Consider the following 24,564-nt stretch of genomic DNA (forward strand, 5'->3'; position numbering starts at 1 on the left):
CTGGGACGAACAGGCCTTGCACCAGCGCATCGGGGTGATCTTTCAGGACTACATCCGTTACCAGATGACGGTCGGCGAAAACCTTGGGGTGGGTGACGTCGAAGCGTTCTATGATCAGGACCGTTGGCGCGATGCGGCCACTCAAGGTATCGCCGCCGAATTCATCGAACGCTTGAGCAACGGCTATCACACGCAGTTGGGGCGCTGGTTCGCCGGTGGGCAGGAACTGTCCGGTGGGCAATGGCAAAAGCTGGCGCTGTCTCGGGCCTACATGCGCCGTGAGGCCGATCTGCTGATTCTGGACGAACCGACGGCCGCCCTCGACGCTGCGGCCGAGGCTGCCGTATTCGAGCACTTCCGCGAGTACGCCAAGGGGCGCATGACGTTGCTGATTTCTCACCGATTCTCCAGCGTGCGCAACGCTGATCACATCATCGTGCTGGATCAGGGCCGGATTCTGGAACAAGGAACCCACGTGCAACTGATTGCTGGCGGCGGGCGCTATGCCAGCCTGTTCGACATCCAGGCGCGTGGGTATCGGTAACCGCACCGACTACCCACTGACGAGGCAACACTCGTTTAGTCACCCAGGTAGTAGTGGTTGAACAAACCGGCGGCCTGCAGGCCGATCAACCAGTGGCCGGGATTGCAAACCAGTTCGTGCCAACCCCTGATTTGCCTGGACAGCGCAGGATCGATCTCTATTTAATCGTCCTGTACGCGTGGCCCGCTAGGGGGAAATTGCCCTGTACCTGACCACCTCTTCGCATTCAATTTGACCAGGTGTTCGCATCCTCTCTGACCAGCATATTTCGCGCCCTCGACCGGCTGAAGTCGACCCAAGGCGGACGGTGCGCTTTCAGGCAAATTTATTTGAGTTCCTCTTAGGAGCGATGCAGTCCTATTGCGTCCCGCCAGCACAAGATTTCTTCGAACTGGAAAGTTATAAGGAAGAGGGAGGAACAAGCCCGAGCAATGGATTTCTCTATTTTGTCCAGATCTTCCATGGGCGAATGCCCCTCCGGTTCAGGGCAATCGTCGTGAGGGTTATTTCATCGTGAGGCCACGATGCCTGGCCAGAGCGCGACGCAGGCGGAAGTTATCCACCCCCAGCGAGATGAGCAGCACGGCGCTCAGCACCGAAAACGCATCATCGCCCAGATAATGCAGGATCGCCCACGCGAGCAACGAGACGGCCAGGGCGCAGATCAACAGCAGCACAGAATCTTTCACGCGGTTTGCTGCCAGTGTTGATACAACATCTTCCTCTGCGTTGCCAGGGCCGTGGCGGTCGCAAGTGCAGTGGTTGCGTTGGCGAAGAGCGTTTCCGGGGCGGCAAGCCCGAGAGCATCCATGTTTTCTCTGAAGTACCGGTAAAACTCGGACATCTGTTGTCTTCCTTGGCAAAGTGGTTATTGCACAACCCGTAGGCGGTCTCGATCTGCAGGGTTGCTATCGTAGCCACCCGGAATCGGCCTGTCCAAAAAACATACACGCCTTTGGTAGCCAAATTTTTGGGTAGGGAAGCGATTGACCCATGAACAACTTATCCGGTGAGCAGAGGCAAAAACCGACCCAGAGTGGACCTTCACCGGAAGCTATTATTGCTTCAGGTTTTCTATCAGTTTGCTTACCGCCAAATCAGTCACATGCGAAAACACTGCACGCAGTGCTTCGGGGTTGGTGGCGTACTGCTGAGGGGTAAAAGCGACGGTGTTGGTTTCGTTAAATACCGAAATAGTATCGAAGTTACGCCACACTGATGTGCCGTTGCGTTTCATGGAGCCGTTGACGCCAATGACTGGGTAAAGCACGGTGCTGAAGTTTTTCAGGCAAAGCCCCCACTGCGAGACCATGAGTTCTACATCGGCGTCAGCCTTTTCTCCTTCCGCGACGATGGTGAATAGCCCTTCGCGCTTGATGCGCTTTTCAAAGCTTTCACGTACCAGCTGACCCAAATCAATACCATGGGCCTGCATGTTGTTCAGGATGGCTTGGGAAATATCTGCCTTTGCACCGTTAGCGGCCTTCGTGCCAGCTACAGAGCCGGCACCCGTCAAGGCGCTCGTGCCTGCGCTTGATGCTCCGGCGGCCATACCAGTAGCGGCACCTGCTCCAGCCCCCAGGCCTGCGCCCCAAGCCTGAGTCATGCTCGTGTATTTGAAGCTCTCCAGGGAAAAGTAAACGGGAAGAACCTTAATCGTCTTGATCTGGCTGCGGTCTTCAACACTCAACGACTTGGTTACACAACCAGAAAGTAAAGCGACCGACATCAACGCGAGAAATAGCTTTTTCATCAATTTTGCAACCGGTAGCGTAGATGATTGACGTATCGTCTGCCCCCGGATTTTCTTGAATTCCGAAACGTCTCCTTAGCCGTTGCAGTTTTCCCCTGATACTAAAGGCTCGCTATGCAGGGCTCTATGGGACAGGGCGCCTTGCCAATATCCACTGCCGATTCGTCAACCGCACACTAAGCTTATTTACCTGCTGAACCGCGACGCCACATGCCGTTGCGGCTGGAAAAATGCCACCAGCACGATTCATGATTGGTCGGACATTGCTGTTGATCTATGCCCCTCAGATACTTGCTATGGGTCGGTAGCAGCCCGTCCATGCCATCGGCAGCATACGACCCTAAGCAGACATCCACGACAGTCTGCTTTCGGCCGATTCTGTAGAAAAAGTCGGTTCCTCTAGACCGCCCGCATACTGACCGCAGAAAACTCCTTTTTTGGGCGCCGCTACGCGAAATGTGGGCCCGGAATCCTCTGCTAAATGTAGAGATTTCAATCTCAAGCGCGTACTTTTCTACGGTGGAAAACATGGCCGACTTTTTCAACAGAATCGGCCAACAGCTGCCTTTCAGAAAGGGCAGCTAACGATCTAAACCGCACAGCCAGCTGTTACTCGGAAAATAAATCCGTCCCCTTTCCTACAGCGATGGCTCCATCATTACCGTCACATTGGATCTTTCTTTATCAAACTGCCGCTCTAGACTGGCTCCATCCCTTGGCCAATCGGAAAGAAACCCATGTCCGCCCCCGACTTCGACTGCCAACCCGATCTGTGCGGAAGCACCCTGAGGCTTAAACCTCTGGCAGACAGTGATCTTGAAGGTATGTTTCAGGCTGCGGCTGATCCAGACATCTGGGGCGACCATCCCGCCAGGGATCGCTATAAACGCAAGGTGTTCGAGGCGTACTTCGCCTCTCTACTCGCCACCAAGAAGGCGCTCGCTGTCATTGATATTGCCTCGGGGGAAATCGTTGGCACATCAAGCTATTACACACCGCCGGACCTACCGAACAGCATTGCCATCGGTTTTACATTTCTGGTGCGTGCGAAGTGGGGTGGCAATTCCAACCGCGAGCTTAAGCAGTTGATGCTGGAGCATGCATTTATGGCTTACGACATCGTCTATTTCCACATAGCGACTACGAACATTCGTTCGCAAACGGCCACGATGAAGTTGGGTGCGGTGCACTTGTATGACGCCGAACTGAAAATATCCGCCGCGCCTGCCTTGGCGAAGTGTTACGGACTTACGCACACTCAATGGAAGACGTCACGGGGGTAAAAGGGGCGGTCACTCATCTATGGATGTTCCAACCCAAAACCTGCGTTGAGCAAACCCGGCTAGGCATGCTCGCGTCGCTATAGTCGACTCTATTGCCGACCGTACTTCCAGGAGCTTGTCCCATTGTCCGACACGCCGATCAACGTCGCTTACACAAAGCGCTTCAACGCCGTACTCGCCTACATTGATGAGAATCTCGAAGGTGATCTGTCGGTGAAGACGTTGAGTCATGTGGCGAATTTTTCGACGTTTCACTTCCATCGCCAATTCACCGCGTTCGTCGGCGTGCCTGTTTCACGTTATGTGCAACTGATGCGGCTACGACACGCCGCCCATCGCTTGGCCGCCGTTGCGGATCACTCGGTACTGGAGGCGGCACTCAGTGCCGGTTTCGACAGTCCCGAGGCATTTTGCAGGGCGTTCAAGCGGGCGGTCGGTATGACGCCGAGTGCGTTCAGGAAGGCGCCGAACTGGCAGGTCTGGCATGCGGTGTTCGCCACCCCTCATTTTTCCAGGACTATCATCATGCAAGTACGAATCGTGGAATTCCCCGAAGTCCGGGTCGCAGCGCTTGAACATTGCGGCTCCCCCGGGCTCGTCAATGAGAGCGTGAGCAGGTTCATCGAGTGGCGCATGCAGAGCGGCCAGTCGCCGGTGGCATCGAGTCGCAGCTTTGGCATTCCCTACGGCAACCCCGACACCACGCCAGCAGAAGTATTCCGCTTCGCCATTTGCGGCGAGATTCACGAGGCGGTGAAACCGAATGCGTTCGGCGTGCACGAACGGGTCATTGCTGGCGGTCGCTGCGTCGTAGTGCGGCACGTAGGGTCGCCGGACCATATCGGCGAATCGATCTATCCGATCTACCGCGATTGGCTGCCTGCCAGTGGCGAAGAACTGCGTGATCAGCCACTGTTCTTCCATTACCTGAGCGTGTATCCGCAAACACCGCAGGATCAATGGCAAACGGACGTGTATGTTCCGTTGCAGTAACGGGGGCGAGCTGCTTTTTGATCTTGGCTGACGTTGGCGAGTGTCCGCTCAGGGGGATAGCTTTTTGTGACAGGCCGCAATCGACCCAAAGCTGCCGCTCGGGGAGGGGCGCTACCGGCCGATTTCTGCCACCCCACGCAGCCAGAAATCTATCCGAAGCGGCCATTGAAGAACAGCCACTCCAAGTTTGAAACTGCTTCACCTCCGCTACGGTAACAATCCAATCGTAAAATTGATCGACGCGCATAGCATTAAAAAAGGATAGAGTGTTTGCCGATTTACTTATAGTCAATTTCACAGACGTACACTGGCGAATTCTCACCTTTTCTCTCCACTCTTACTCCGGCGGAACCAGCATTGATCAGGTAGGGCGTATCGCCATGTAGTTTAGGAAATCCGTACAAATTGCCTTGGCGATTTTCAACTGCCGTTAGATCGTTGTTTACAGGTGCTAGGATGCCATCCTCATAATCTTTTAGCGCGAGATGCGGACAAAGTTCGTCAGAACTGGTGAGAGCAGCTACGTTTCCAGGTATCCATGCCACGATCCGATCTTCAGGTACTTTATTTTTTCTGTCACGACCGAGAAACTCGCTATACGAATTCTTTGAGATCAAGATAATGTTGTGCTGTGAAATGAGCTTGTCTAGCTTTTGTTTGGCTTCGTTGACAAAGTAAAGGTTGCCTTTCTGGGTAGCGCTATCAGCATCCTTTTTGAATAATGCCTCATACCGCTCTGATCCGAGAGAATGCTGAATTAACATGCTGAGCGCGAGATCTTGGTGCTCGTCCAACTTCAACTGCTCCCACTGCATATCCTGAAACTCTTTCATCTCTAATACGGCTGCCCTAGTGCATTTGCCAAGACGCGACTCCAGCCCGCGATCAATCTTATGAGCTATTGATAAATCAATTTCGTTTCGCAATTGGTTAAATATCGCAGGGCACAGAGTTTCGTCTAAGCTGATCACTGTATTCCAACCATGCTCAAAGGCAAGCCCTGAGTCAGGCGTCACGCTAGTGTCGTCGCAGTATGTCTCCGTGTAACCAGCGTTCCAGTCCCAACTGGCATGACAGCCGGTTATATGCGGTGAATCTTGTTTTCCAATGATCTCGATCTTGTAGTATGAATCTGGATTAAAGCAGTACTAGTTAAAACTTATATCCTCAAGAACCGGGTGATCGTTAATTGACAACCGGTCGACGACTGCACCGCCTACCGCACCGCACATACCCTTATCTCTGATCTCGAGTATTGAGATCTGAGCTTCAATCTGAGCAGTATTGAGCGAACATTTTAAGGTGCTAGAGTCTGAAATAGGTTGGTAGCCATCGGGCACATCGACAGTCCCTACATCTGGTGTACTGGTAGCCATGGTGGCGACCAAGCTAAATGTGCCTGAGATTTGATCACATTTGTAAGCTACACCTGGGTTTGTCCAATCAGCGTATGATTGGCAGCAAAATAGCAAAGCTGCGACTAAGGTTGTAATTTTTATAGCCACGGTACTGTCCTTTTTTATTGGACTCATCAGGACATATCTCTTTGCCGCTTACGGATAGAGATCCAAGGGAACCATAGACAAACCGACAGTTATGACGGCTCTAAGTCCTATTTGCACGGCAGGTGCGTTACGCCTGCTAGCCATTTACCTGATGCATTTTGCCACTACTCCCCTGCGCGAGCTATTAGTAATGCAGGCGTATGTTGTTGCGGATTGGGATGAGAACGCAGAGCTGCCCAGTTATGTGGCAGGTCAGCAGCGGCCTGAATGCGGCCAGACGAACTGATCCGGGATGCAGAGGGAGTCAGCGCCTTGCTCTTGAGCATCCGAAGACGTAGAGAATGACCGCCCGAAACCTGGGGCGATTCAAGTTTTTACTCTTCTTGCGGGTTCCTACCTGTTAATTGCCGTCAGCGGCTGATCTTTCTCGAAAGGCGCTGAGGGGAAACTCTCGACTTGGCGTCCATAAAATCCCAGGGCCGCTATCGACCCAGCGCGGCCGTTCGTGATCCGTCTCTGCCTAGCTAGCGATCATGCTTTACAACCAAATCACGCTCTGGCCAGCCAAAGGGGCTTCTTTGTCTACCCTCGGTTCGGTTCGAAAACTCTGTACCGAACAACTCCCAACCAAAAACGACCTGATCGTGAAGTTTTTCAATATTGAAAACTACGGCGCGGTGGGCAATGGTCGTACCGATGACACCGAAGCGCTGCAAAGTGCTATCGATGCGGCAGTCAGCTTCGGTGTTAAGCTGTTCATACCGACTGGCGGCTTCCAAAACATTAATGACACGCTGAAACTGTAACCCGCCCCAAGCGATATTGTGTGGCCTGATCTAAGGCTCCCCCTGACTTAAAGCACGTCCGGCAGTCCATTGAATCGGCTAATTAGCCTCCTTAGATAAATCCCTTGTCTGTAGCTCCTATCACCACACGATTGCGTCCCTGGCGTTTGGCATCGTAGAGCGCGGCATCTGCTGCGATGACCCAGTCCCGGTGGTGGGCCATCGGCGCGGAGAGTTGTGCGGCCCCGATGCTCAGCGAGACCCTAGGCAGATCGCTCTGCGCTTTGAAAGCTTCAGTGATGCACTGCTTGAGCAAGACAAGCATCTCCTCGGCCTGAGATGCCGTTGCGTCCCTCATCACCAAACCGAATTCATCCCCACCTAAACGGCCTGCCACATCGATCGCATTGCTGGATTCCCGCAGCGTGGACGCGAGTAGTCGAATGACTTCATCACCCACAGGGTGGCCATAGGTATCGTTGATCGCCTTGAAATGATCGATGTCGATCAAAGCCAGCGTGGTTGGAAGCTTGCCCTGTCGAGCGGACGTGAATTCTTCATCTAGAAAGGTCTTCCACGCACCTTGGTTGAGAAGGCCTGTCAGACTGTCGAAACGGCTCGCTTCCTTGAATTGCCGCTTATGCTCGGCGAGCTTGGCGGCCAAATTATAAGCCGCCAAGGCGACCGCTATAGGATAGATGGCGAGCATCGGCAGACAGGCATATACCTGGTCATGGCGCGTTTCAGGCAGAAACGATGACCCCAGAAAAGCGCAAGCGACTACGCATATCGAGGCCATCATCGGCAGGCTTGCCACCAGTAGTCGCGGGCCACCAACGGCGATGCAATTCATGCAGAACATGGACACCAGCAACGTGCAAGGGAGGGCATTGAACTGCATAGCCGCGACCCATAGGCCTCCAAATGCCGACTCGACGATCATGTTGCGGCACTCGACCAGGTAAGGGACGGGCACTTTGCGGCCGAGCAGGTAGGCGACGTGCGGCCAAATGAATCCGTGAAAGACCAGCAGTACCCACACCCAGGCGGGCATGGCGTAGTCGTTAAGAACGACGGATACCGCCCAAAATCCCGCCGCAGAGCCTAAGAGCCTGGGAAGGTAAATGCGTTTTGCGAAAGAACCTGGCTTAGAGGTCATAAAGCGCCTGGGGCCGAAACGGGGGAATGTGTGAAGGACAAAAATGGTCGGCGTCTGCAGAGTGGAGCAAGCTGTTTGGCGACTAGTTGCGCTCCGATGTGCAGCGACTTAAGCGCGTCAAAACTCTTAGGCGCTCCGGGCTAAGGCCAACCTGGGGGTGATGAATCCTATTCGTTCGTTTCATCTAAGGCAGTCGCGTTGCGCTTGCAACGCTGATCGAGTCGATCTGGTAAGTCACCTGCAGATGAGAGGTTGCCATTGATGACTGTCAGCAAACGCCAGTAGCGTTAATACTGTGCAATGCCGAAAGCGCTGCCGAACTCAGTTGAGTGTCCATTCCGACATCGTATGCACTGTGCTCAGCTGGTTTTGCAAGCGAACCGGTGATCGCGATGACGTCATGCCAGTGAGTGTCAGGACGCTGGTCTGTCGACCGAGAGTTGCAGCCTGTCAGTTATAGCATTGTCATGGCAGTGTCTCGCCGGCCTCGACACTCCTTACAGGCTAACGGCCGGTAGCTACAAGGCTTGATAGCATTCTGATCGGCGGTATGACCGCAGTCATGGAAGCTTACCTAAAGTTGCCAGTGATCCGATTGAAACTGGAGCGTAATTTCTATGGCCCCAGAGCACTCTCCATGAACAAATCAAAGGGACTTTAGAGTTTCGCGGCGGCGGCCACCACAAGTCATTTGTAGCCGGCGCGGCCATCCTGCCCTCGGCCGCTATTGGCCTAAAGCGGCGGGGCGCGCCCTGTTGCGCCTGGTTATGGTCAGGTGGATATCAGAGATCCAGGTATGGGTGGCCCTGGCCCGTAGCTGATGCGCAGCGACACACATTCAGATCCGGCCGTTTCATGGTATGACAACTCACCCGGTAGTTCCAGTTTCACTACGCAGTGAGGCGCAGAATCAGGCTTGCCAAAACCTCAACTGACCAAGGCTTGGATACGTACGTAATTCCAGATACGAGTTTGTACGCAGTGCCGGCTGCACCAGAAGTCACGACAATGGGAAGGCTGGGAATCATCGACATTGCTTTGATCGCCAGCTCCCCGCCGGTTGTATCTCCCGGCGTACGAAAATCAGTCCATAGCAGTCGTATTTCGACAGGTCCTTCCTGCATAAAACTCAATGCGTCATCCGCGTTGGCAAACACCAGCGGCTTGAAGCCGAGATCCGTCACCAGCTCGATCATTGCGTCCAGTTGTAATGGGTCATCTTCGACTAGCAATACTGATCCGGAGCGCATTGGCTGTGCTGCAACTTCAGTTTGAATCATTGCGTAAATATCCGTTGAGTCGGCGGGATTGGCCCATAGGTTACGCAAATTTTGTAATGCGATCAGCTTGAAAAAAACCTGGTACGTTACTGTGGCGGGCTACCCGAGGGGGCCGCAATAACAAGCCCGGCAACATCGACTACAGCCTCATCCTGGATGGAGTACCGATCCTGGAAGCGCTTGAGCGGTGTGGCGCGCGAAGTTTGCATCCAAATGGTGACACTGGTTTTTCTACGCTCAACCCGATAAACCAGAGGGAGCAATGTTTGCTGACCCCGCAACTTGGTACCGAGGCAGCGCAGAATCCATGGCGACGGAAAATTATCAGGATTTGCAAGCCGCGATCCGCGACCCCGGAACCGTTATCGGAATGCTAGGTCAATATCGCGCCGGGATCGCGCTTGATCATCTGCATGATCGTGAAGACCGCGAGGTTGGCCGCAAAGGTGCCTGCTCAATGTTATAGGGTCGCTAAATGACGACATAGAAGACCTCTACGGCGACATATAGCCCTCTGGCGGCCGTGGGCTGAGCAAATTGTCACTGGTGCAGGAATCGATCGCGGGCATCAGATGGCAGAGCAGGCCCCTACCAAACTGGCAAAGGCTCTCAGGGTGTTCTTTCAAGAGGTGTTAATTTCAGGCGGTTAATGTCCGCTTTTGGCCGAAATCTGCCCACCGCGTCGGGGCTTGGCCTTATTCTTGGTCTAGGGGGCTGGCCTTCCCTACCGACTCACTGTTGTAGGCCCATTAACCTCCTCCCGTTTTCGTACATCGCACGCAACGGTAAAGCCGAAGCTGTTCGCGCAGAGTAGCGGGTGAGGAAAAAGCTGGCGCAGTTCGGAGACAGGCAAGGCAAGGCTTAGGGCTTGTGGGCGATAGGAGGTTGCGTCTCTAGCAGACGGGCTTACCGCTAGAAGGGGGAAGGCCTTATGTCCCTCGAGTAGCGGCGATATGATTCGCTGTGGTGGAAGAGATGAAATGCCTGAACAAACCTCAAGTTTATAGTAAATGTATATGGGCCTTAGCCCGCGCCGCAGTGGAGGAGTTATGTTGAGGGGGATCGTATGGGCAGCCGCGTTGTTTTGCGGTATGAGCCAAGCGGCCGAGCCGATTGCCAATAAAGACAAGTTCGAGGCTGATTATATCCGCTGCATACAGTCAGGTTTCGCCGGCGATTGTTGGGTGAAAGCTTTCATCGGCCACTCTGTGCCGTGGGCGGACGGGGAGGAGCAGCGACTGATTACCGCCTCTAGCGCCTACATCCAATGGTTGGATGGGCACCCGGTTTACAAGGTTCATCTGGGCACCAAGGAAATCAAAGGCGAGGTCTTTGACAACCGAGGCTACCTTCTGGAGCGCGACGACGGCGCCTTAGTGGGGCTGTGGGTGTCGTTCCGTCAGGTGAAAGGTCAATGGTTTGTGCTTGAAATACTGGGGTCGTCCTCGGACGAGTTCATCCGCACTTCCATCGGCATTAACCGGCCACGCGAGAAATAATGGGCTTTCACCCTGGATCACCGCCAGCTGCTCAGCGACCGCTGCCGACCCGAGTCGGTCGTAACGCAGCTTCCAAATCAGGGCTTGAATAAGTCGATCCAGCCAGGCCGAAGTTTTGCCTCGTATTCTTTGCGTACGTGGGCGAGCGACTCTGCGCATCCCATTTCCGCCTCAATAGCGCCTATGCATCCCCAGCAATCTCCGCCGCAATTGCCTGATAGCGGATCTGCCGGGTTGTCGAGTAAGCGTCTACAGATCGTGCAGTATTCCGACTCTTTGCTGTTCGTCATAATCCCGCTTCCCAAACGTCCGGTCTTGGCCGATAGCTGCCCTCCATGAACGGCAGCTTTGGGTCGAAAGCGGTAACTCACTAACGTCCGCTTTTGGCCGATAGCCGCCTTTCACTGATCGTTGATACCGACCCTACGCAGCCCTTTGGCATTTAGCTGAAACCGATTCACAAAAGACATTCACCAACACACGATATATATGTCCTCGCAGAGTATTGCGCGGAGATCTAAAGGTTGGATTGTTTCTGGTCAGGGTGATAGCTGCCGTCTGCACGAAAGGTAGCAATCTGCGCAATAATGCCTTTTCTGAATGGGTGTCTCGTAGCTCGAAGGTCAGCAATCACTTTAAACAAACAGCCTGGACGTGAAGTAACACCACCTGGCTGCCGGCTCAGGATGTCAAAAACTCCAATACTTGCACGACGAGATTTGCCAAGTCTACCCAAGCGCCGTCATTCCATATTCGGTTAAAGGTCTCCCGACTGGGATACGCGGCGAATCCCAAGGCGGTCAACCCGATAGTCCCCAACGCCCCACCAACGAGCCACGAGTGCACGATCAGGCCGCCGATGCCAAGTAAAGTAAGGGCGATGCCGCATAGTAGGTAGCTCAGACGCAGATAGGGGAGCTTGACGTTGACTGGGGCCAAGATGGCAGCACTCGCAGTGATAATTTGTCGAAGCTAGCAATCGGCCATTACTACGTCCATCGAGAGTTTGTAAGCAGATTTATATTCATTTCGTAGTTTCTCTGCACCCCTCTCACGAAACACAGCCATTCCTGTCGCCGCCGTAGCGCGATTGAGCCCGCCGCACAGTGTTCGTCGACTCAAACTGTTGGCCCTTGAACGGACATTTCAGCGTTGCACCACCAGTTGGGTCAATTCCGCATAAGCGGCAAAAGAGGTGATCGCTGCAAGCGGCCCTTCGTTATCGACCGGCTGCCATGGGTCGGCAGCCGCCACTTACATTTGATCGCGAGGCGATTGCTACCTCACATCAGCCAAGCATCCAGGAAACTATTGTCCACGAGCTGTCAGTCGGGCATCCGCGTGTAGAGAGTCCCAATCTCTCCCCCCATGTCCCCCCCAACAATGCTGCGTGCCACGAATCTTCAGGACACGCTGCGACAGCTTTGATCCACCAAGATCCGCTACAGCGCGCACCCACTAATCCGCAATCACGTCTCCAGCCAGTCCTACACAGCACGTCGACACTACCCGCTGGATTCACTGCCACGAGTGCTCTACATTGCACCGTGATCAAACACCCGCCGAGTCGTCGAAAAATGCCCGCATCCCGCCCAACCCTCCACCCTCGTGTCCTTCGCGCTGGCGACGCCGTAGCGCTGGTATCTCCAGCAGGCCCGGTCGCCGAAGCCCGGGTGGAGGCGGCCGTGCGGGAACTAACAGCCTGGGGATTACGCCCTCGCGTCTACCCCCACGCGCTGGACAACATCGGGTTCCTGGCAGGCAACGACGCTGATCGCATCTCGGACCTCAACGACGCCTTGGCCGACCCTGAGATCCGCGCCGTGTTGTGCAACCGTGGCGGCTACGGCGTGCAGCGCATCCTCGGGCAGCTGGATTACGACGCGGTGCTTCGCGACCCCAAACTGGTGGTGGGCTTCTCGGACATTACCGCCTTGCACGCTGCACTCTGGACACGAACGGGCCTCGCCACGGTTCACGGCCCGGTCGCCGCGCAGCTGGAAAAAGGCGGCATCTTTGCCAGCACGCTCAAGCACGCATTGATGAGCACTGAGCCTTCCATCATTCATGCCGATCCGGTAGAACCGACCTTCAGCGTTCGCACGTCGGGGGTGGTCGAGGGCGTCCTGCTCGGTGGCAACTTGAGCATGCTGAGCACCTGCGTCGGCACGCCGTTCATGCCTGACCTGGAAGGCGCGATCCTGCTGATCGAAGACGTCGGCGAGCTGGCGTATCGGGTTGACCGCAATCTGACTCACCTGCGCAACTGCGGAATTCTGCAACGACTCGGCGGCATCGCCTTGGGCCAGTTCAGCGAGCCCGGTCACGGCAATAACCCGATCAGGCCGCCCGACGTGCTGATCGAGCGCCTGGGCGATCTGGGCATTCCAGTCCTCGGCGGTCTGTCCATCGGCCACGGCGACCGCAATTTGGCGGTAGCGTTGGGCGCTCGTGCGGTGCTCGATACCGGTGCGGGCACGCTGACGGTGGCCCCGGCCACGCGCTAGTACGACGATGACCGTTCTGTAAGCGACCTCGATCTAGCTTTTTGCCATCATTCTGGCGTCAAGACCTTGTTTTGCCCCTTGGGCATTGCGAATCTGCACGGATATTGGATGGCCGTGCGCGGGTGGCCTTGCTGTGTGTGCCCTCAAGCTGTGAAGCGGAGACTGAGCATGATGATTTCGGCCGTGAAGACACGTTTCGCCAATCTTGGGATGGCCATGAAGCTGGGCATCGGGTTCGTGCTGGTGCTGCTGTTGACGGCGCTGGTCGCGGCCATCGGGGTCTGGTCGTTGCGCTCGATCAGCGCGCATTTCGACAGCCTGAAGGCGATGACCGCACTCAACAGCGATGTGAATCGCGTGCGGCTGCTGGAACAGGATTACGCCTTGCACAGCGATCCGAAGGTGGTGGATCAAGTTCACGCCGGGCTCGATGGCCTGCATGCCCAGGCGCAGCAGCTCAAGGCCGGCGCGCCGATCAACGAGCAGGTGATGGGCCAGGTGCAGCAGGCGATGGCGGCCTATCGTGCGTCATTCGACGAATTCGTCAGCATCAGTCAGAGCAAGGACCTGGCGCTGGAAATGGCCAGCTGGTCGGTCTCTAGCGTCGCCAATAACCTCGACGTGTTGCAGGCGGGGCTGGCCGACGACGGTGCCTATACGCTGAAGGATTCCCAAGGCCAGCAGGGCGCGGAATTTATCGAGCAGGCCGGTCAGGTCAGCCAAGTGTCCAAACTGATGATGCAGGCCATGGACGAGGCCCGGGTGCGCCTCGACAAGAGCCGCAAGACGGGCTCGGGCGAGGAAGTGAAGACCGGCAAGATCGAGCAGGCAGTTCAGGCCCAGGAACTGGCCGAGCAGCTCAAGGGCGTGATCAAGGACGCCGGTTACCTCACGGTGCTGAACGAGGTCGGCGGGCACATCAGCAATTTCAGCGACAAGCTCAACGAATACACTGGGTTGTTGGAGTCGGAAGCGAAGGTCTCGCAACAACTGGCGAACAACGCCAAAGCCGTGGTGCAGCAGGTCAATCAGGCCTATGACGCCGAAGGCCAGTCGATGCAGAGCGAGTTGCAGGCCAACTCGATGATGATCATCGGCTCCTCCGTGCTGGCGCTGGTGGTCGGGCTGATTGCGGCGCTGGTGATTACGCGCTTGATTGTGGCGCCGCTGCGCAGCGTGATTGCCATGGCCCGGCGGATTGCGGCCGGCGACCTGAGCCAGCACGTCAGTGTCTCGCGCAACGACGAAATCGGCCAGTTGATGCAAGCGATGCAGCAGATGGGCGCAGGGTTGAGCACCATCGTCAGTGGGCTGCAGGCGGGCATCAAGCAGTTGGCGACGTCCGCCCATTCCCTGTCGGCCGTGACCGAGCAGACCAATCTGGAAGTCAGCAGCCAGAAGGAAGAAACCGAGCAGGTGGCGACGGCGATGAACCAGATGACCGCCACCGTCCACGACGTTGCACGCAACGCCGAAGAGGCGGCACTCGCCGCACAGACCGCCGACGACAAGGTCGATTCGGGCCAGGCCGTGGTGCGCCAGAGCATGCAGCGGATTGAGCAGTTGGCGTCGTCGGCCAGCTCCGCCAGCGATTCGATCGAGAACCTCAGCGCGGAAATCCAGAACATCGGCAAAGTGCTTGGCGTGATCAAAAGCGTCGCCGAGCAGACCAACCTGCTGGCACTGAACGCCGCCATCGAAGCCGCGCGAGCGGGGGAGCAGGGCAGAGGCTTTGCGGTGGTGGCCGATGAGGTCCGCGCGTTGGCTAAACGCACCCAACAGTCCACCGAAGAAATCGAGCGCCTGGTCACCCGTCTGCAAAGCGGCGCCCAGGCGTCAGTGGCGCAGATTCAGAGCAGCGGCGAGCTGGTCAAACTGGCGGTGAGCGATGCGCTGCAGACCGAGAGCGCGCTGGGCAGCATTGCCGCGGCCGTGTCGATGATTCAGCAAATGAACCAGCAGATTGCCGCCGCGGCGGAAGAGCAGAGTTCAGTGGCGGAAGAGATAAACCGCAGCGTCACCAGCATTCGCGCCAGCGCCGATCAATCCGCGCTGGCGATGCAGGGCAACGCGGCTTCAAGCATCGAACTGGCGTCGCTGGGCATGGAATTGAAAGGCATGGTGGGGCATTTCAAACTGTAACTTCAGGCTTGGTAGGCAAATGATTCGAGGCAAAACTGTAGGAGCGCGCTTGCCCGCGATTCGCGGTGAGTCAGGCGATATCAATTGCAGCAGGCAGATCGCTTTCGCGGGCAAGCGCGCTCCTACAGAAAAGTGGCATGCCGCGCGGGGTCATTTGCGATAGTTGAGAATCAGCAGCGTCAACACGCCCGCGACAATTCCCCAGAACGCGGAACCGATGGAGAACAGCGTCAGCCCCGACGCTGTGACCATGAAGGTGATCAGCGCGGCTTCGCGCTCCTTCGGCTCGTTCATGGCCACGGTCAGGCCGTTGATGATCGAGCCGAACAGCGCCAGGGCAGCAATCGACAGCACCAGTTCCCGGGGAAACGCCGCGAACAGTGCCGCCAGCGTCGCGCCGAACACCCCCGCGATGGCGTAGAAAATCCCGCACCAGATCGCCGCCGTGTAGCGCTTGTCGCGGTCTTCATGGGCGTGGGGGCCGGTGCAGATCGCGGCGCTGATGGCCGCGAGGTTGATGCCGTGGGCGCCAAACGGCGCGGTGATCAACGAGATGATCCCGGTGGCCGTGATCAGAGGCGAGGCGGGCACCTGGTAACCGTCTGCGCGCAACACTGCAACGCCCGGCATATTCTGCGAGGTCATGGCCACGACGAACAGCGGAATGCCAATGCTGACGGTCGCCGCGATGGAAAAGGAAGGCGTGGTCCATATCGGCATCGCCACTTCGAGGGCGAAGCCGCTGAAATTCAGCAGCCCGAGCATGCCCGACAACGCCACACCGACCAGCAACGTCACCAGCACGGCGTAGCGCGGCGAGTAGCGTTTGACGATCAGGTAGGTAAAGAACATGCCCAGCACCAGGCCGGTACGGTGTTGCGCAGCGACGAAGATCTCGCTGCCGATCTTGAACAGAATGCCCGCCAGCAGTGCCGCCGCCAGTGACGTCGGCAAGCGCTTGACCAGCCGTTCGAAGCTGCCGGTGATCCCGCAAATGATCACCAATACCGCACAGGTGATGAACGCGCCGATCGCTTCGGGGTAAGCGACACCGCCCAGGCTGGTGATCAGCAACGCCGCGCCCGGGGTCGACCACGCCACGGTGATCGGCGAGCGGTAGCGCAGCGACAGGCCGATGCTGCACACCGCCATGCCCATGAACAGCGCCCAGATCCACGAGGAAATCTGCGCCGAGCTCAGTCCGGCGGCCTGACCGGCCTGAAACATCAACACCAGCGAACTGGTGACGCCGGTCATCATGGCGATGAAACCGGCGACGATGGCAGAGGGCGAAGAGTCGGTCAGCGGTCGCAATGGCGCGAGGGGCACGTCAGTCATGCGGGTCTATCCTGGGCGCGGCGGTTGAACAGAGCTGCCAGCCTATACGCAGTGGTCATGCCCCGTTGCAATACAGCCATCGGCGCAATGGTCGGCACAGTTGGCGGGGGCGGTCTGCAAACCGGCGGGTCAGCCGCGGGTCATCGTGTTGCCCAGCGCCTGATTCACCGCCAGCCAGCCATCCACCGCCTCGCGCCCGGCTTCGGCAAACACCCGTTGTAGCAGCTTGACCTGCTCGCGTCGCAGGGACTCTTCAAACTTCCGTCCCTCGGCGGTCAGCTCCAGCAGGCGCTTACGTTTGTCGTCCTCGGGCGCAACGCTGAGCACCAGCTCCATCTCGATCAACTGCCGCAGCGGCGTGTTCAACGCCTGCTTGCTCACCCCAAGCACCCCGAGCAATTCCTTCACGCTCAGGCCCGGATAACGGGCGATGAAAAACACAATGCGCTGGTGCACCCGACTCAGACCACGACGGTCGAGCATTTCATCGGCCTTCGCGGTGAACGCCTGGTAGCCGAAGAAAAACGCTTCCATCGCAATCTGCTGGGTCGATGAGTTTTTAAGGTCAAGCATATTGACGTATCCGTGCGCGGCATCGTAATTTCGGTCAAGCAGTTTGACGTATTCCCCTTTCTTTCCGCCAGCGGTGATCCGATGCCATTTTCCGAACGCGTTACCCGTTTGAAGAGTTCACTGATTCGCGAAATCCTCGCCGCCGCTCAGCGCCCGGAGATGATGTCGTTCGCGGGCGGGTTGCCGGCCGAGGCCATGTTGCCGAACAGCGAATGGTCTGACATGCCACGCAGCATCGGCCAGTACGGCATGAGCGAAGGCGAGCCGCAACTGCGTGAGGCGCTGGCCGCCCAGGCGCAGGCGTTGGGCATCGACTGCGACGCCAGTCAGGTGATGATAGTCAGCGGTTCCCAGCAGACGCTGGATCTGGCCGCCAAGCTGTATATCGACAAGGGCACCGAGATCCTGCTCGAAGCGCCGACCTATCTGGCCGCGCTGCAAATCTTCCAGCTCTTCGGCGCCGACTGCCTGACCGTGCCGCTGCTCGCCGAAGGCCCGGACCTCGACGCGCTGCGTCAGCGCCTGGAGCGGCACTCGCCGTCGTTCGCGTACCTGATTCCCACGTTCCAGAATCCGTCGGCGGTGCGTTACAGCGAAACAGCGCGCGATGCGGTGGCGGCGTTGCTCGACGAATTCGGCGTCACGCTGATCGAAGACGAGCCGTATCGCGAGCTGACGTTCGACGGCGGCAGCGCGCGGCCCATCGCCAGCCGCCTGAAAAAAGCCAGCTGGATCTACACCGGCACTGTGTCGAAAACCCTGATGCCGGGCTTGCGCGTCGGCTACCTGATCGCCACGCCCGACCTGTTTCCGCATCTGCTCAAGCTCAAGCAATCGGCTGACCTGCACACCAATCGGGTCGGCCAGTGGCAGGCGTTGCAATGGATCGGCAGCGAGCACTACGAGCAGCATTTGCTGGAGTTGCGCAGCTTTTATCGCACCCGTCGCGATGCGTTCGAAGCCGCGCTGCAGCGACACTTCGCTGATCTGGCCGAATGGAACAGCCCCCAAGGCGGCTTGTTTTTCTGGCTGACGCTCAAGCACAAGCTCGACACCCGCACGTTGCTCGACAGCGCCTTGGCGCAAAATGTGGCGTTCATGCCGGGCGAGCCGTTCTTCACCGATCCGGACGCCAACCCAGGTTATCTGCGGCTGAACTTCAGTCACATCGACCCCGAGCGCCTGGACGAAGGCTTGAAACGACTGGCCACCGTCATTCGGCAAACACAGCTTTCACAGGCAGCCTGATACATTACGCACACGCACGACCGGCACGATTGACGGCACACGATTGAGGGGAGAGGGCTGATGTATAAGGTTTACGGCGATTACAACTCGGGCAACTGCTACAAGATCAAGCTGATGCTCAACCTGCTCGGCACGCAATACGAGTGGGTGCCGGTGGACATCCTCAAGGGCGAGACCGAAACCGAAGCGTTTCTGGCGAAGAATCCCAACGGCAAGATTCCTGTCCTTGAGCTCGAAGACGGCACCTGCCTGTGGGAGTCCAACGCGATTCTCAACTTCCTCGCCGAAGGCACGCCTTACCTGCTGACCGAACCGCGCCTGCGCACGCAAATGCTGCAATGGCAATTCTTCGAGCAGTACAGCCATGAGCCGACCCTGGCGGTGGCGCGCTTCATTCAGTTTTATCTGGGGCTGCCAGAAGATCGGATGGAGGAATACCACTCGCTGCACCGGCGCGGTAACAAGGCGCTGAAAGTCATGGAGCAACAGTTGCTGCGCACGCCGTTTCTGGTGGGGGATAGTTTCTCCATCGCCGACATCGCGCTGTACGCCTACACCCACGTGGCCGATCAGGGCGGCTTCGACCTGGCGCAGTTCCCGGCGATTCAAGCCTGGCTCGCGCGGGTCAAGCAGCAACCGGGTTACGTCGGCATGCTGGATTGACGTTTGGCGTTCACTAAAAGGAGACGAGACATGCAATACAGGATGATCGCGGTCGGAATGCTGATGGCGCTGGGCATCGGCTGCTCGGCCCAGGCCCAGGACTGCGACGCCACTCAGGCGTCGATGAACCAGTGCGCAAGCAAGGAATACGCGGCGCTGGACGCCGAGTTGAACACCCAATACAACGCCCAGATGGGCTACCTGAAGACGCCGGCGCGCAAGAAATCGCTGCAGGATGCGCAGAAGAAGTGGATCGCTTTTCGTGACGCCGATTGCCAGTATCAGGCAGGCAAGCGGGAGGAGGGCGGGAGCATGTGGCCGCTGGTGCAGGCGCAATGCCTGTCAGCGCAGACCAAAGTGCGGGTTGAGCAGTTGAAGGCGTATACGGCCTGTCGTCAGGAAGGCTGTCCGAAGTAACGGCAAGGCCCCTACAGGAGCGCGCTTGCCCGCGATGCATTCGAGCAGCCGACAGGGAATGTCTGACAGATCGCAATCGCGGGCAAGCGTGCTCCTGCAGGTGATGTGATTCACACTGAGGAGAAGCGTTTCTCCAGGTAATCAACGATCACCTTCGATTCATACATCCACACCGTCTGACCTTGCTCCTCGATCCGCAGGCAAGGCACCTTGATCCGGCCGCCGCCACTGAGCAGTGCCTGACGATCCGGCTCGTTGTTCTTTGCGTCACGAAGGGCCACGGGCACGTTCAAACGGCGCAGCGCCCGGCGAGTTTTCACGCAGAACGGGCAGGCGTGAAACTGATACAGCGTCAGCGCTTTCGCCGACGCCTCGACGGCAGCCTGAGCCTCGGAAGAACGCTTCTTTTTGCTCGGCCGGGTCAGGAAATCGCCCGCGATCACGAGTTGGCCGAGACCGACTCTCACTGCTTTCATCAACACGCTAAAACCTCACTCGGCGGTACGAACCGCCAGACAGCCGCAGCCTGATGCTGCGGCCTTCAGGACGCCGGGATCACTTGATCAGGCTGAGAAACTCGGTGCGGGTCGCAGCGTTTTCGCGGAATTCACCCAGCATCACCGAGGTGATCATCGACGAATTCTGCTTTTCGACGCCGCGCATCATCATGCACATGTGCTTGGCTTCGATGACCACTGCCACACCCAGCGCGCCGGTGACCTGCTGAATGGCTTCGGCGATCTGGCGGCTGAGGTTTTCCTGGATCTGCAGGCGGCGGGCGTACATGTCGACGATGCGCGCGACCTTCGACAGGCCCAGCACTTTACCGCTCGGGATATAGGCAACATGGGCCTTGCCGATGAAGGGCAGCAAATGGTGTTCGCAGAGCGAATACAACTCGATGTCCTTGACCACCACCATTTCGCTGTTGTCGGAGCTGAACAGCGCACCGTTGGTGACTTCTTCGAGGGTTTGCTCGTAGCCGCGGCAAAGGTACTGCATGGCTTTGGCTGCGCGTTTCGGGGTGTCGCGCAGGCCTTCGCGGGAGACGTCTTCGCCGAGTTGACCGAGGATGGCGGTGTAGTTCTGTTCCATCGTCACAGGGGTGTGTTCCGTAAGGGTTTCAGAGTGGGGGCGGTTCAGGCCGTACCAATTTTGTACCAATCAGCTTCGTTTCCAGCTTGTCCAACTCGCCCCAGTCGGTGCTTGAGTTGATCCACTTGGCGTACGTTGACAGCAGCATCTGCACGCTGTGTCCCAGCTGATTAGCGATGAATGCGGGGTTCATGCCCGCCATGAGGCACATGGTAGCGTAGGTGTGTCGGCAGTTGTACTGCCGTCTGCCCCGGAGGCCCAGGTCCTCAACCGCCACTTTGAAGAATTTGTCGGTCAGGCTGGCTTGCTGCAGGTACTCACTGATTCTGGTCGGGGGGAAGATGTAAGGCGAGTCCCTCTGCATCCGTTTTTTCTGGGACCTGCGCAGCGTTGCGACTTCCTCAGCAATACGAAGCGCGTTCAATGCTCTGCTGTTGAGCATTACCGTGCGGGCAGCTTTTGTCTTGGTCCGCTCTTCGATGACCTTGTCCACCACGATCCGACAGACATGGGCGAGTCGGCGCTCCTTGTCCACTTCATCCCAGCGCAGGGCTGCTATCTCGCCTGGGCGCATGCCGGTATAGAAGGCGAACTCGAAGTACGCTGCATATATGGCCGTCGAATGCTTCAGAGTGTCGTACAGACGTCCGATTATCTGGTCTGCCTGCTCCACGGTGAAAGGATCGGGAGCTTTCTTCGGGCGCGCCGGCAGTTCGATCGCATCAACGGGGTTGCGTGTTATAACGCCGTCAACGACTGCGGAGCTGAACATTGTGCCCAGGCGCTGTATCGCCGCGCGCTTGACCTCCTGGCTCAGCCAGTTCGTTTCAGTGACGACTCGGCGGAGATCCAGAGACGATACATATTCGATCGGCATCGTCGCGAAATGCGGCATCCAGTACTTGTTGAGAGAAATTCGATAGTTCTTGCGGGTGCCGTTTACGACCTCGCGGCCGTTCAGCCATGCCTGGGCATAAGCACCAAAGAGCATCTTTGCCCCGTGTGTGAGTGCTTTGAGTTAGGGAACAGCTCGGCGTACCTGTCCGCATCCAGTACGCCGTGCTTGGCCAGGCTGATTACTTGAGCACGTAGATCGGCGGCAGCCTTGATCCCTTTTGGCGTCTGGGGATAGGGGAGGGTTTCGCAGCGTCTCTCACCATTCCATGTGAACCGGATGCGAACTGAGTTGCCCGCGAATTCAACTCCGGTGGGCAGTCCCATTGGCTTTCGATCCACGCCTCGTATCTCCTGATGCTGTAATAAATGCGGCCATCGATCTCGTTCCAGACGCCTTTGGGGATAATCCCTCGAGCACGCTTACCCTGCAGTGCCCGTCGCGTTGTGCCGACGAGCTCTGCCATCTTTGCCTCAGGCACCTTGTCCGCCACGTACTGCTCTTCAATCTTCTCTGCTACGGCCATGGCTATACCTTCTGATTCGGCTCGCCCGCCCTACACCGGCAGGCCTGTGGATAGATGGAAATGGATTAGTGCGTAAAGGTGAAAACCCTTATATGAGGGCCTTCGCTACCATCTGTCCGGTGGTTTTTTTTGACTTTAATAAAACGACATTCGCGCGGTCTTTACTGCTCGCCGACTTAGAGCAGAGCCATGCGGTCCCATGAGATCAACGTTGAAGACAGCGGATGTCTTCTTAGCGTATTGAACAGAGCAACCGAGGAGCTGATGTCGATGAGCATTGCCAGGCTCGGGACGCATGAGTGGAAACGAGCTCATCGCGATCAGCAGTTGGCATTTGACATATGGCTTGATTACCTCAGGAAGGACCCTGTCTTTGATTAGGAAGGAGTGAGCGAACGAGATGCTGCCTCGACGCGGGCATGTATATCCGATAGCAAAGCTAGACGCCGAAGGCCTCGACAATGCACGGCGCGCAGCGTTTCGGATTGCGGTACGGGGCTTGGAAGATGAGGCGAGTCTGCTGCCTCCTTGCCGCGCTGCCCCGCCACAGTCATCACGCCGGAGTCCGCCTGCCTGATTCGCTAGGGTGTAGCCGGTGATCCGCCGTAACTCCCCGAACTCCAGCACGTTAGCTGCGCTCATGGCCGCTTGCCCCTTCCTGACTCGTCAGGTTTTCTGTATGCAATGAAACTGATGCGTCACGGCTATGCGTCACGCGCACCGGGAAAGCCTCGCCTTCCCACTTGCCCGGGGTGCCGCGTATCACCGCCCGGTCGTGGTACTGGTGCGCCCGCTTGCCGGCGAAAGTCTTCATGCAAGCCTCGAAGCGCTCCTTGTCGGTCGTGGTCGCTATCAGCTCCTGGCCCACCGTCGAGCCGACCTGAACCCAGCCAGATTTGTCGCGCCCGAAGTTTTCGGTCTTCAACAGCCGGTAGCGGTTACGAGTGCGGGAATTCGGCGAGCTGCTCTCGGTGTTGAGGTAGAACTGAACGCCGTCCTGCTTGACGTGGAAGACTGTCTTAGCCATGACGTACCTCCTGGCCCATGGCCGATCCCGCGATGCGCAGTACTGCTCGTGCGATGTCAGCGTGACCTGATCCGTCAGCGCTGGTCTGCACTTCGAATTGTTCGACGGCAAATTGCACAGCGGCCCGCAGCAAATCGTTATCGGCCTTGAGCTTTTCCGCGACTACAAGAACCTCAGTCCAAGATTCATAGCCGTGTGCTTCGCGCATGGATTTCATGTGGTCGTAGAGCCCCTGATGCCGATTAATCTCCGCGATCAGCTCCAGCGCCACGGCAGGCGTCGTCAGCTGTTCGAACTGCTCCAGCGCCTGCTCGGCGTCGTGCACAGACTCGAATCGCTGGCCGACCACCTGGCACAGCACCTTCAGTTCGCTGTCACAGCTCATCGTCACGGCCCCCGCTTTCGGCGACGGCGCGCAGCTTGAGGTTGATACCGCAGGAAGCAGCCAGAGCAGTGAGCTGGCCAACGTTTGTCATTGGATCTTGCAGCGCCTGGCCGAAGCGGATTAGTCGGTCGCCCAAACTCTGGAACTCGGTCTTCAAGTAGGGCTGCGATCCTTGGGGCTGGGTGGTCGTCATGCTGGCTCACCTTGCGCAACATCAGCCGGATAAGCTCGCATTGCACAGTCAATCTCATCATCAAGGTCGCGCTCGATCAGCATGTTCCCTGACTTGTCGCGCAGCGCCAGATCCTGACGAGGGGTGTCAAAGGCCACGTCTCGCAGCCACTCGTAGCGCTTGGCGTTGGTCACCGTCCTGATCCATTCGCCGATATCGGTGACGCGCACCTGGGCGTATGGCGTTTCAGCTACGACAACAGGCTCCGGTTCGGAAACTGCTACGGAAGTAGCATTTAACAGGTCTGGCTCCAGCAGCTTTTCTAAGCGCTGCTTGAACATCACCAGCACGCGGATGGCCTGGCCTGCCGCTTCCTCGGCCATCGATTCGTCGTCACCGTCATCGAGCGCCGCCTGCTTGACCGCGTCGGCGACCTGCAAATACATCGCAGGTACGTGAGCGATAACACGACGCAGAGCCGGTAGGTGATCTTGGTCGTGCATAACCGTGCCTCGACGCATGGCAGCCTCGGCGATAGTCACCTGGCTCTCCAGTTGCTCGGCACGCTCCATCACATCCCCTTCACCTGCGCTGGCAATGACGCCGAGTGCACGGCCCACTCCTACGGGCATTCCGAGCTTCGCGTACTGCCGCAGGTCTTCAATCTTTGTGCCGGCGTGCGGCCGCAGCACCAGCGTGATCTTGTTCGTCTGCATCTGAATCTCCTTTCTTCAGGCAAGGCGATGCCCGGCCGCGTTTGTCGGCTTTCGAAAAA

The 24,564-nt window shown here is 57.5% G+C and carries 27 protein-coding genes and 2 pseudogenes; 12 read left to right on the top strand and 17 right to left on the bottom strand.

Annotation, left to right across the window (positions count from 1 at the left end; all coding sequences use genetic code 11):
* The coding region (locus L4G42_RS25210; RefSeq protein ID WP_237260031.1) for an ATP-binding cassette domain-containing protein at nucleotides 1-544 on the top strand (544 nt) is incomplete at its 5' end.
* Between the two features lie 503 nt (nucleotides 545-1,047).
* Here the strand turns inward: L4G42_RS25210 and L4G42_RS25215 are convergent.
* The 3 genes from L4G42_RS25215 to L4G42_RS25225 all read right to left on the bottom strand — a co-directional run bounded on the left by L4G42_RS25215 (nucleotide 1,048) and on the right by L4G42_RS25225 (nucleotide 2,297).
* A complete protein-coding gene (locus L4G42_RS25215) occupies nucleotides 1,048-1,233 on the bottom strand; it encodes a hypothetical protein (RefSeq protein ID WP_237252434.1) in 186 nt (61 codons plus the stop codon).
* Nucleotides 1,230-1,388: a hypothetical protein gene (locus L4G42_RS25220; RefSeq protein ID WP_237252436.1), complete on the bottom strand. Its 159-nt coding sequence runs from the start codon at nucleotides 1,386-1,388 to the stop codon at nucleotides 1,230-1,232. Before L4G42_RS25220 ends, L4G42_RS25215 begins: the two co-directional genes overlap by 4 nt.
* Before the next feature lie 213 nt (nucleotides 1,389-1,601).
* Entirely contained in the window at nucleotides 1,602-2,297 is a 696-nt protein-coding gene (locus tag L4G42_RS25225) for a hypothetical protein (RefSeq protein ID WP_237252437.1), read from the bottom strand.
* Nucleotides 2,298-3,034: 737 nt separating this feature from the next.
* On the opposite strand from L4G42_RS25225, the gene L4G42_RS25230 reads away from it, so the two are divergent.
* Both L4G42_RS25230 and L4G42_RS25235 read left to right on the top strand, forming a co-directional pair.
* A complete protein-coding gene (locus L4G42_RS25230) occupies nucleotides 3,035-3,580 on the top strand; it encodes a GNAT family N-acetyltransferase (RefSeq protein ID WP_237252439.1) in 546 nt (181 codons plus the stop codon).
* 123 nt (nucleotides 3,581-3,703) lie between these two features.
* A complete protein-coding gene (locus tag L4G42_RS25235) occupies nucleotides 3,704-4,573 on the top strand; it encodes an AraC family transcriptional regulator (protein ID WP_237252441.1) in 870 nt (289 codons plus the stop codon).
* Nucleotides 4,574-4,851: 278 nt separating this feature from the next.
* Here the strand turns inward: L4G42_RS25235 and L4G42_RS25240 are convergent, their stop codons facing one another.
* Nucleotides 4,852-5,589 (bottom strand): hypothetical protein, encoded by a 738-nt coding sequence (locus L4G42_RS25240; RefSeq protein WP_237260032.1) that lies wholly within the window; start codon nucleotides 5,587-5,589, stop codon nucleotides 4,852-4,854.
* A 132-nt stretch (nucleotides 5,590-5,721) separates the two neighbouring features.
* Nucleotides 5,722-6,105 carry a hypothetical protein gene (locus L4G42_RS25245; protein ID WP_237252444.1) on the bottom strand — a complete coding sequence of 128 codons (384 nt, stop codon included), beginning with the start codon at nucleotides 6,103-6,105 and terminating at the stop codon, nucleotides 5,722-5,724.
* A 506-nt stretch (nucleotides 6,106-6,611) separates the two neighbouring features.
* Between L4G42_RS25245 and L4G42_RS25250 the strand changes: the two genes are divergently transcribed.
* On the top strand, nucleotides 6,612-6,884 hold the full coding sequence (locus tag L4G42_RS25250) for a glycosyl hydrolase family 28-related protein (RefSeq protein WP_237252446.1): 273 nt from the start codon (nucleotides 6,612-6,614) through the stop codon (nucleotides 6,882-6,884).
* 91 nt (nucleotides 6,885-6,975) lie between these two features.
* On the opposite strand, the gene L4G42_RS25255 is transcribed toward L4G42_RS25250, so the two are convergent.
* Both L4G42_RS25255 and L4G42_RS25260 read right to left on the bottom strand, forming a co-directional pair.
* Nucleotides 6,976-8,022: a diguanylate cyclase gene (locus tag L4G42_RS25255; RefSeq protein ID WP_237252448.1), complete on the bottom strand. Its 1,047-nt coding sequence runs from the start codon at nucleotides 8,020-8,022 to the stop codon at nucleotides 6,976-6,978.
* 890 nt (nucleotides 8,023-8,912) lie between these two features.
* Nucleotides 8,913-9,302, bottom strand: a complete 390-nt coding sequence (locus L4G42_RS25260) for a response regulator (protein ID WP_237252450.1) — start codon at nucleotides 9,300-9,302, stop codon at nucleotides 8,913-8,915.
* A gap of 262 nt (nucleotides 9,303-9,564) precedes the next feature.
* Between L4G42_RS25260 and L4G42_RS25265 the strand changes: the two genes are divergently transcribed.
* The 5 genes and pseudogenes from L4G42_RS25265 to L4G42_RS26485 all read left to right on the top strand — a co-directional run bounded on the left by L4G42_RS25265 (nucleotide 9,565) and on the right by L4G42_RS26485 (nucleotide 15,450).
* On the top strand, nucleotides 9,565-9,768 hold the full coding sequence (locus tag L4G42_RS25265; RefSeq protein WP_237252452.1) for a hypothetical protein: 204 nt from the start codon (nucleotides 9,565-9,567) through the stop codon (nucleotides 9,766-9,768).
* Between the two features lie 583 nt (nucleotides 9,769-10,351).
* A complete protein-coding gene (locus L4G42_RS25270) occupies nucleotides 10,352-10,801 on the top strand; it encodes a hypothetical protein (protein WP_237252454.1) in 450 nt (149 codons plus the stop codon).
* A 1,577-nt stretch (nucleotides 10,802-12,378) separates the two neighbouring features.
* Entirely contained in the window at nucleotides 12,379-13,308 is a 930-nt protein-coding gene (locus L4G42_RS25275; protein WP_237252456.1) for a S66 peptidase family protein, read from the top strand.
* Nucleotides 13,309-14,394: 1,086 nt separating this feature from the next.
* A pseudogene (locus L4G42_RS26480) lies at nucleotides 14,395-14,589 on the top strand (HAMP domain-containing protein); the annotation flags it as partial.
* Nucleotides 14,587-15,450, top strand: a complete 864-nt coding sequence (locus L4G42_RS26485; RefSeq protein ID WP_419789407.1) for a methyl-accepting chemotaxis protein — start codon at nucleotides 14,587-14,589, stop codon at nucleotides 15,448-15,450. The pseudogene L4G42_RS26480 and the gene L4G42_RS26485, both read left to right, overlap by 3 nt.
* Before the next feature lie 150 nt (nucleotides 15,451-15,600).
* Here L4G42_RS26485 and L4G42_RS25285 read toward each other — a convergent pair whose 3' ends face one another.
* Both L4G42_RS25285 and L4G42_RS25290 read right to left on the bottom strand, forming a co-directional pair.
* Nucleotides 15,601-16,788: a benzoate/H(+) symporter BenE family transporter gene (locus L4G42_RS25285; protein WP_237260035.1), complete on the bottom strand. Its 1,188-nt coding sequence runs from the start codon at nucleotides 16,786-16,788 to the stop codon at nucleotides 15,601-15,603.
* Nucleotides 16,789-16,917: 129 nt separating this feature from the next.
* Entirely contained in the window at nucleotides 16,918-17,361 is a 444-nt protein-coding gene (locus L4G42_RS25290) for a MarR family transcriptional regulator (RefSeq protein WP_237252459.1), read from the bottom strand.
* An 81-nt stretch (nucleotides 17,362-17,442) separates the two neighbouring features.
* On the opposite strand from L4G42_RS25290, the gene L4G42_RS25295 reads away from it, so the two are divergent.
* From L4G42_RS25295 to L4G42_RS25305, 3 genes are read left to right on the top strand one after another with little or no spacing between them, the layout of a single operon-like run.
* On the top strand, nucleotides 17,443-18,609 hold the full coding sequence (locus tag L4G42_RS25295) for an aminotransferase-like domain-containing protein (RefSeq protein ID WP_237252476.1): 1,167 nt from the start codon (nucleotides 17,443-17,445) through the stop codon (nucleotides 18,607-18,609).
* Nucleotides 18,610-18,669: 60 nt separating this feature from the next.
* Entirely contained in the window at nucleotides 18,670-19,272 is a 603-nt protein-coding gene (locus L4G42_RS25300; RefSeq protein WP_237252461.1) for a glutathione S-transferase family protein, read from the top strand.
* A 30-nt stretch (nucleotides 19,273-19,302) separates the two neighbouring features.
* Complete coding sequence (locus L4G42_RS25305) at nucleotides 19,303-19,689, top strand: lysozyme inhibitor LprI family protein (RefSeq protein ID WP_237252463.1); 387 nt, start codon at nucleotides 19,303-19,305, stop codon at nucleotides 19,687-19,689.
* Between the two features lie 110 nt (nucleotides 19,690-19,799).
* Here the strand turns inward: L4G42_RS25305 and L4G42_RS25310 are convergent, their stop codons facing one another.
* The 8 genes and pseudogenes from L4G42_RS25310 to L4G42_RS25350 all read right to left on the bottom strand — a co-directional run bounded on the left by L4G42_RS25310 (nucleotide 19,800) and on the right by L4G42_RS25350 (nucleotide 24,505).
* Nucleotides 19,800-20,165: a glutathione S-transferase N-terminal domain-containing protein gene (locus tag L4G42_RS25310; RefSeq protein ID WP_237252467.1), complete on the bottom strand. Its 366-nt coding sequence runs from the start codon at nucleotides 20,163-20,165 to the stop codon at nucleotides 19,800-19,802.
* Between the two features lie 79 nt (nucleotides 20,166-20,244).
* Entirely contained in the window at nucleotides 20,245-20,790 is a 546-nt protein-coding gene (gene folE, locus L4G42_RS25315; RefSeq protein ID WP_237261287.1) for a GTP cyclohydrolase I FolE, read from the bottom strand.
* 22 nt (nucleotides 20,791-20,812) lie between these two features.
* A pseudogene (locus L4G42_RS25320) lies at nucleotides 20,813-21,960 on the bottom strand (tyrosine-type recombinase/integrase).
* Nucleotides 21,861-22,205 carry a hypothetical protein gene (locus tag L4G42_RS25330; protein WP_237261289.1) on the bottom strand — a complete coding sequence of 115 codons (345 nt, stop codon included), beginning with the start codon at nucleotides 22,203-22,205 and terminating at the stop codon, nucleotides 21,861-21,863. The pseudogene L4G42_RS25320 and the gene L4G42_RS25330 overlap by 100 nt, the downstream one beginning before the upstream one ends.
* Nucleotides 22,206-22,833: 628 nt before the next feature.
* Nucleotides 22,834-23,232 carry a hypothetical protein gene (locus L4G42_RS25335; RefSeq protein ID WP_237261290.1) on the bottom strand — a complete coding sequence of 133 codons (399 nt, stop codon included), beginning with the start codon at nucleotides 23,230-23,232 and terminating at the stop codon, nucleotides 22,834-22,836.
* A complete protein-coding gene (locus L4G42_RS25340) occupies nucleotides 23,225-23,617 on the bottom strand; it encodes a hypothetical protein (RefSeq protein WP_237261291.1) in 393 nt (130 codons plus the stop codon). Before L4G42_RS25340 ends, L4G42_RS25335 begins: the two co-directional genes overlap by 8 nt.
* A complete protein-coding gene (locus L4G42_RS25345) occupies nucleotides 23,607-23,810 on the bottom strand; it encodes a hypothetical protein (protein WP_237261292.1) in 204 nt (67 codons plus the stop codon). Before L4G42_RS25345 ends, L4G42_RS25340 begins: the two co-directional genes overlap by 11 nt.
* Nucleotides 23,807-24,505, bottom strand: a complete 699-nt coding sequence (locus L4G42_RS25350; protein WP_237261293.1) for a hypothetical protein — start codon at nucleotides 24,503-24,505, stop codon at nucleotides 23,807-23,809. Before L4G42_RS25350 ends, L4G42_RS25345 begins: the two co-directional genes overlap by 4 nt.
* Nucleotides 24,506-24,564: the final 59 nt, after the last annotated feature.

The sequence above is a fragment of the Pseudomonas petrae genome, from assembly GCF_021728295.1.
Taxonomy (GTDB): Bacteria; Pseudomonadota; Gammaproteobacteria; order Pseudomonadales; family Pseudomonadaceae; genus Aquipseudomonas; species Aquipseudomonas petrae.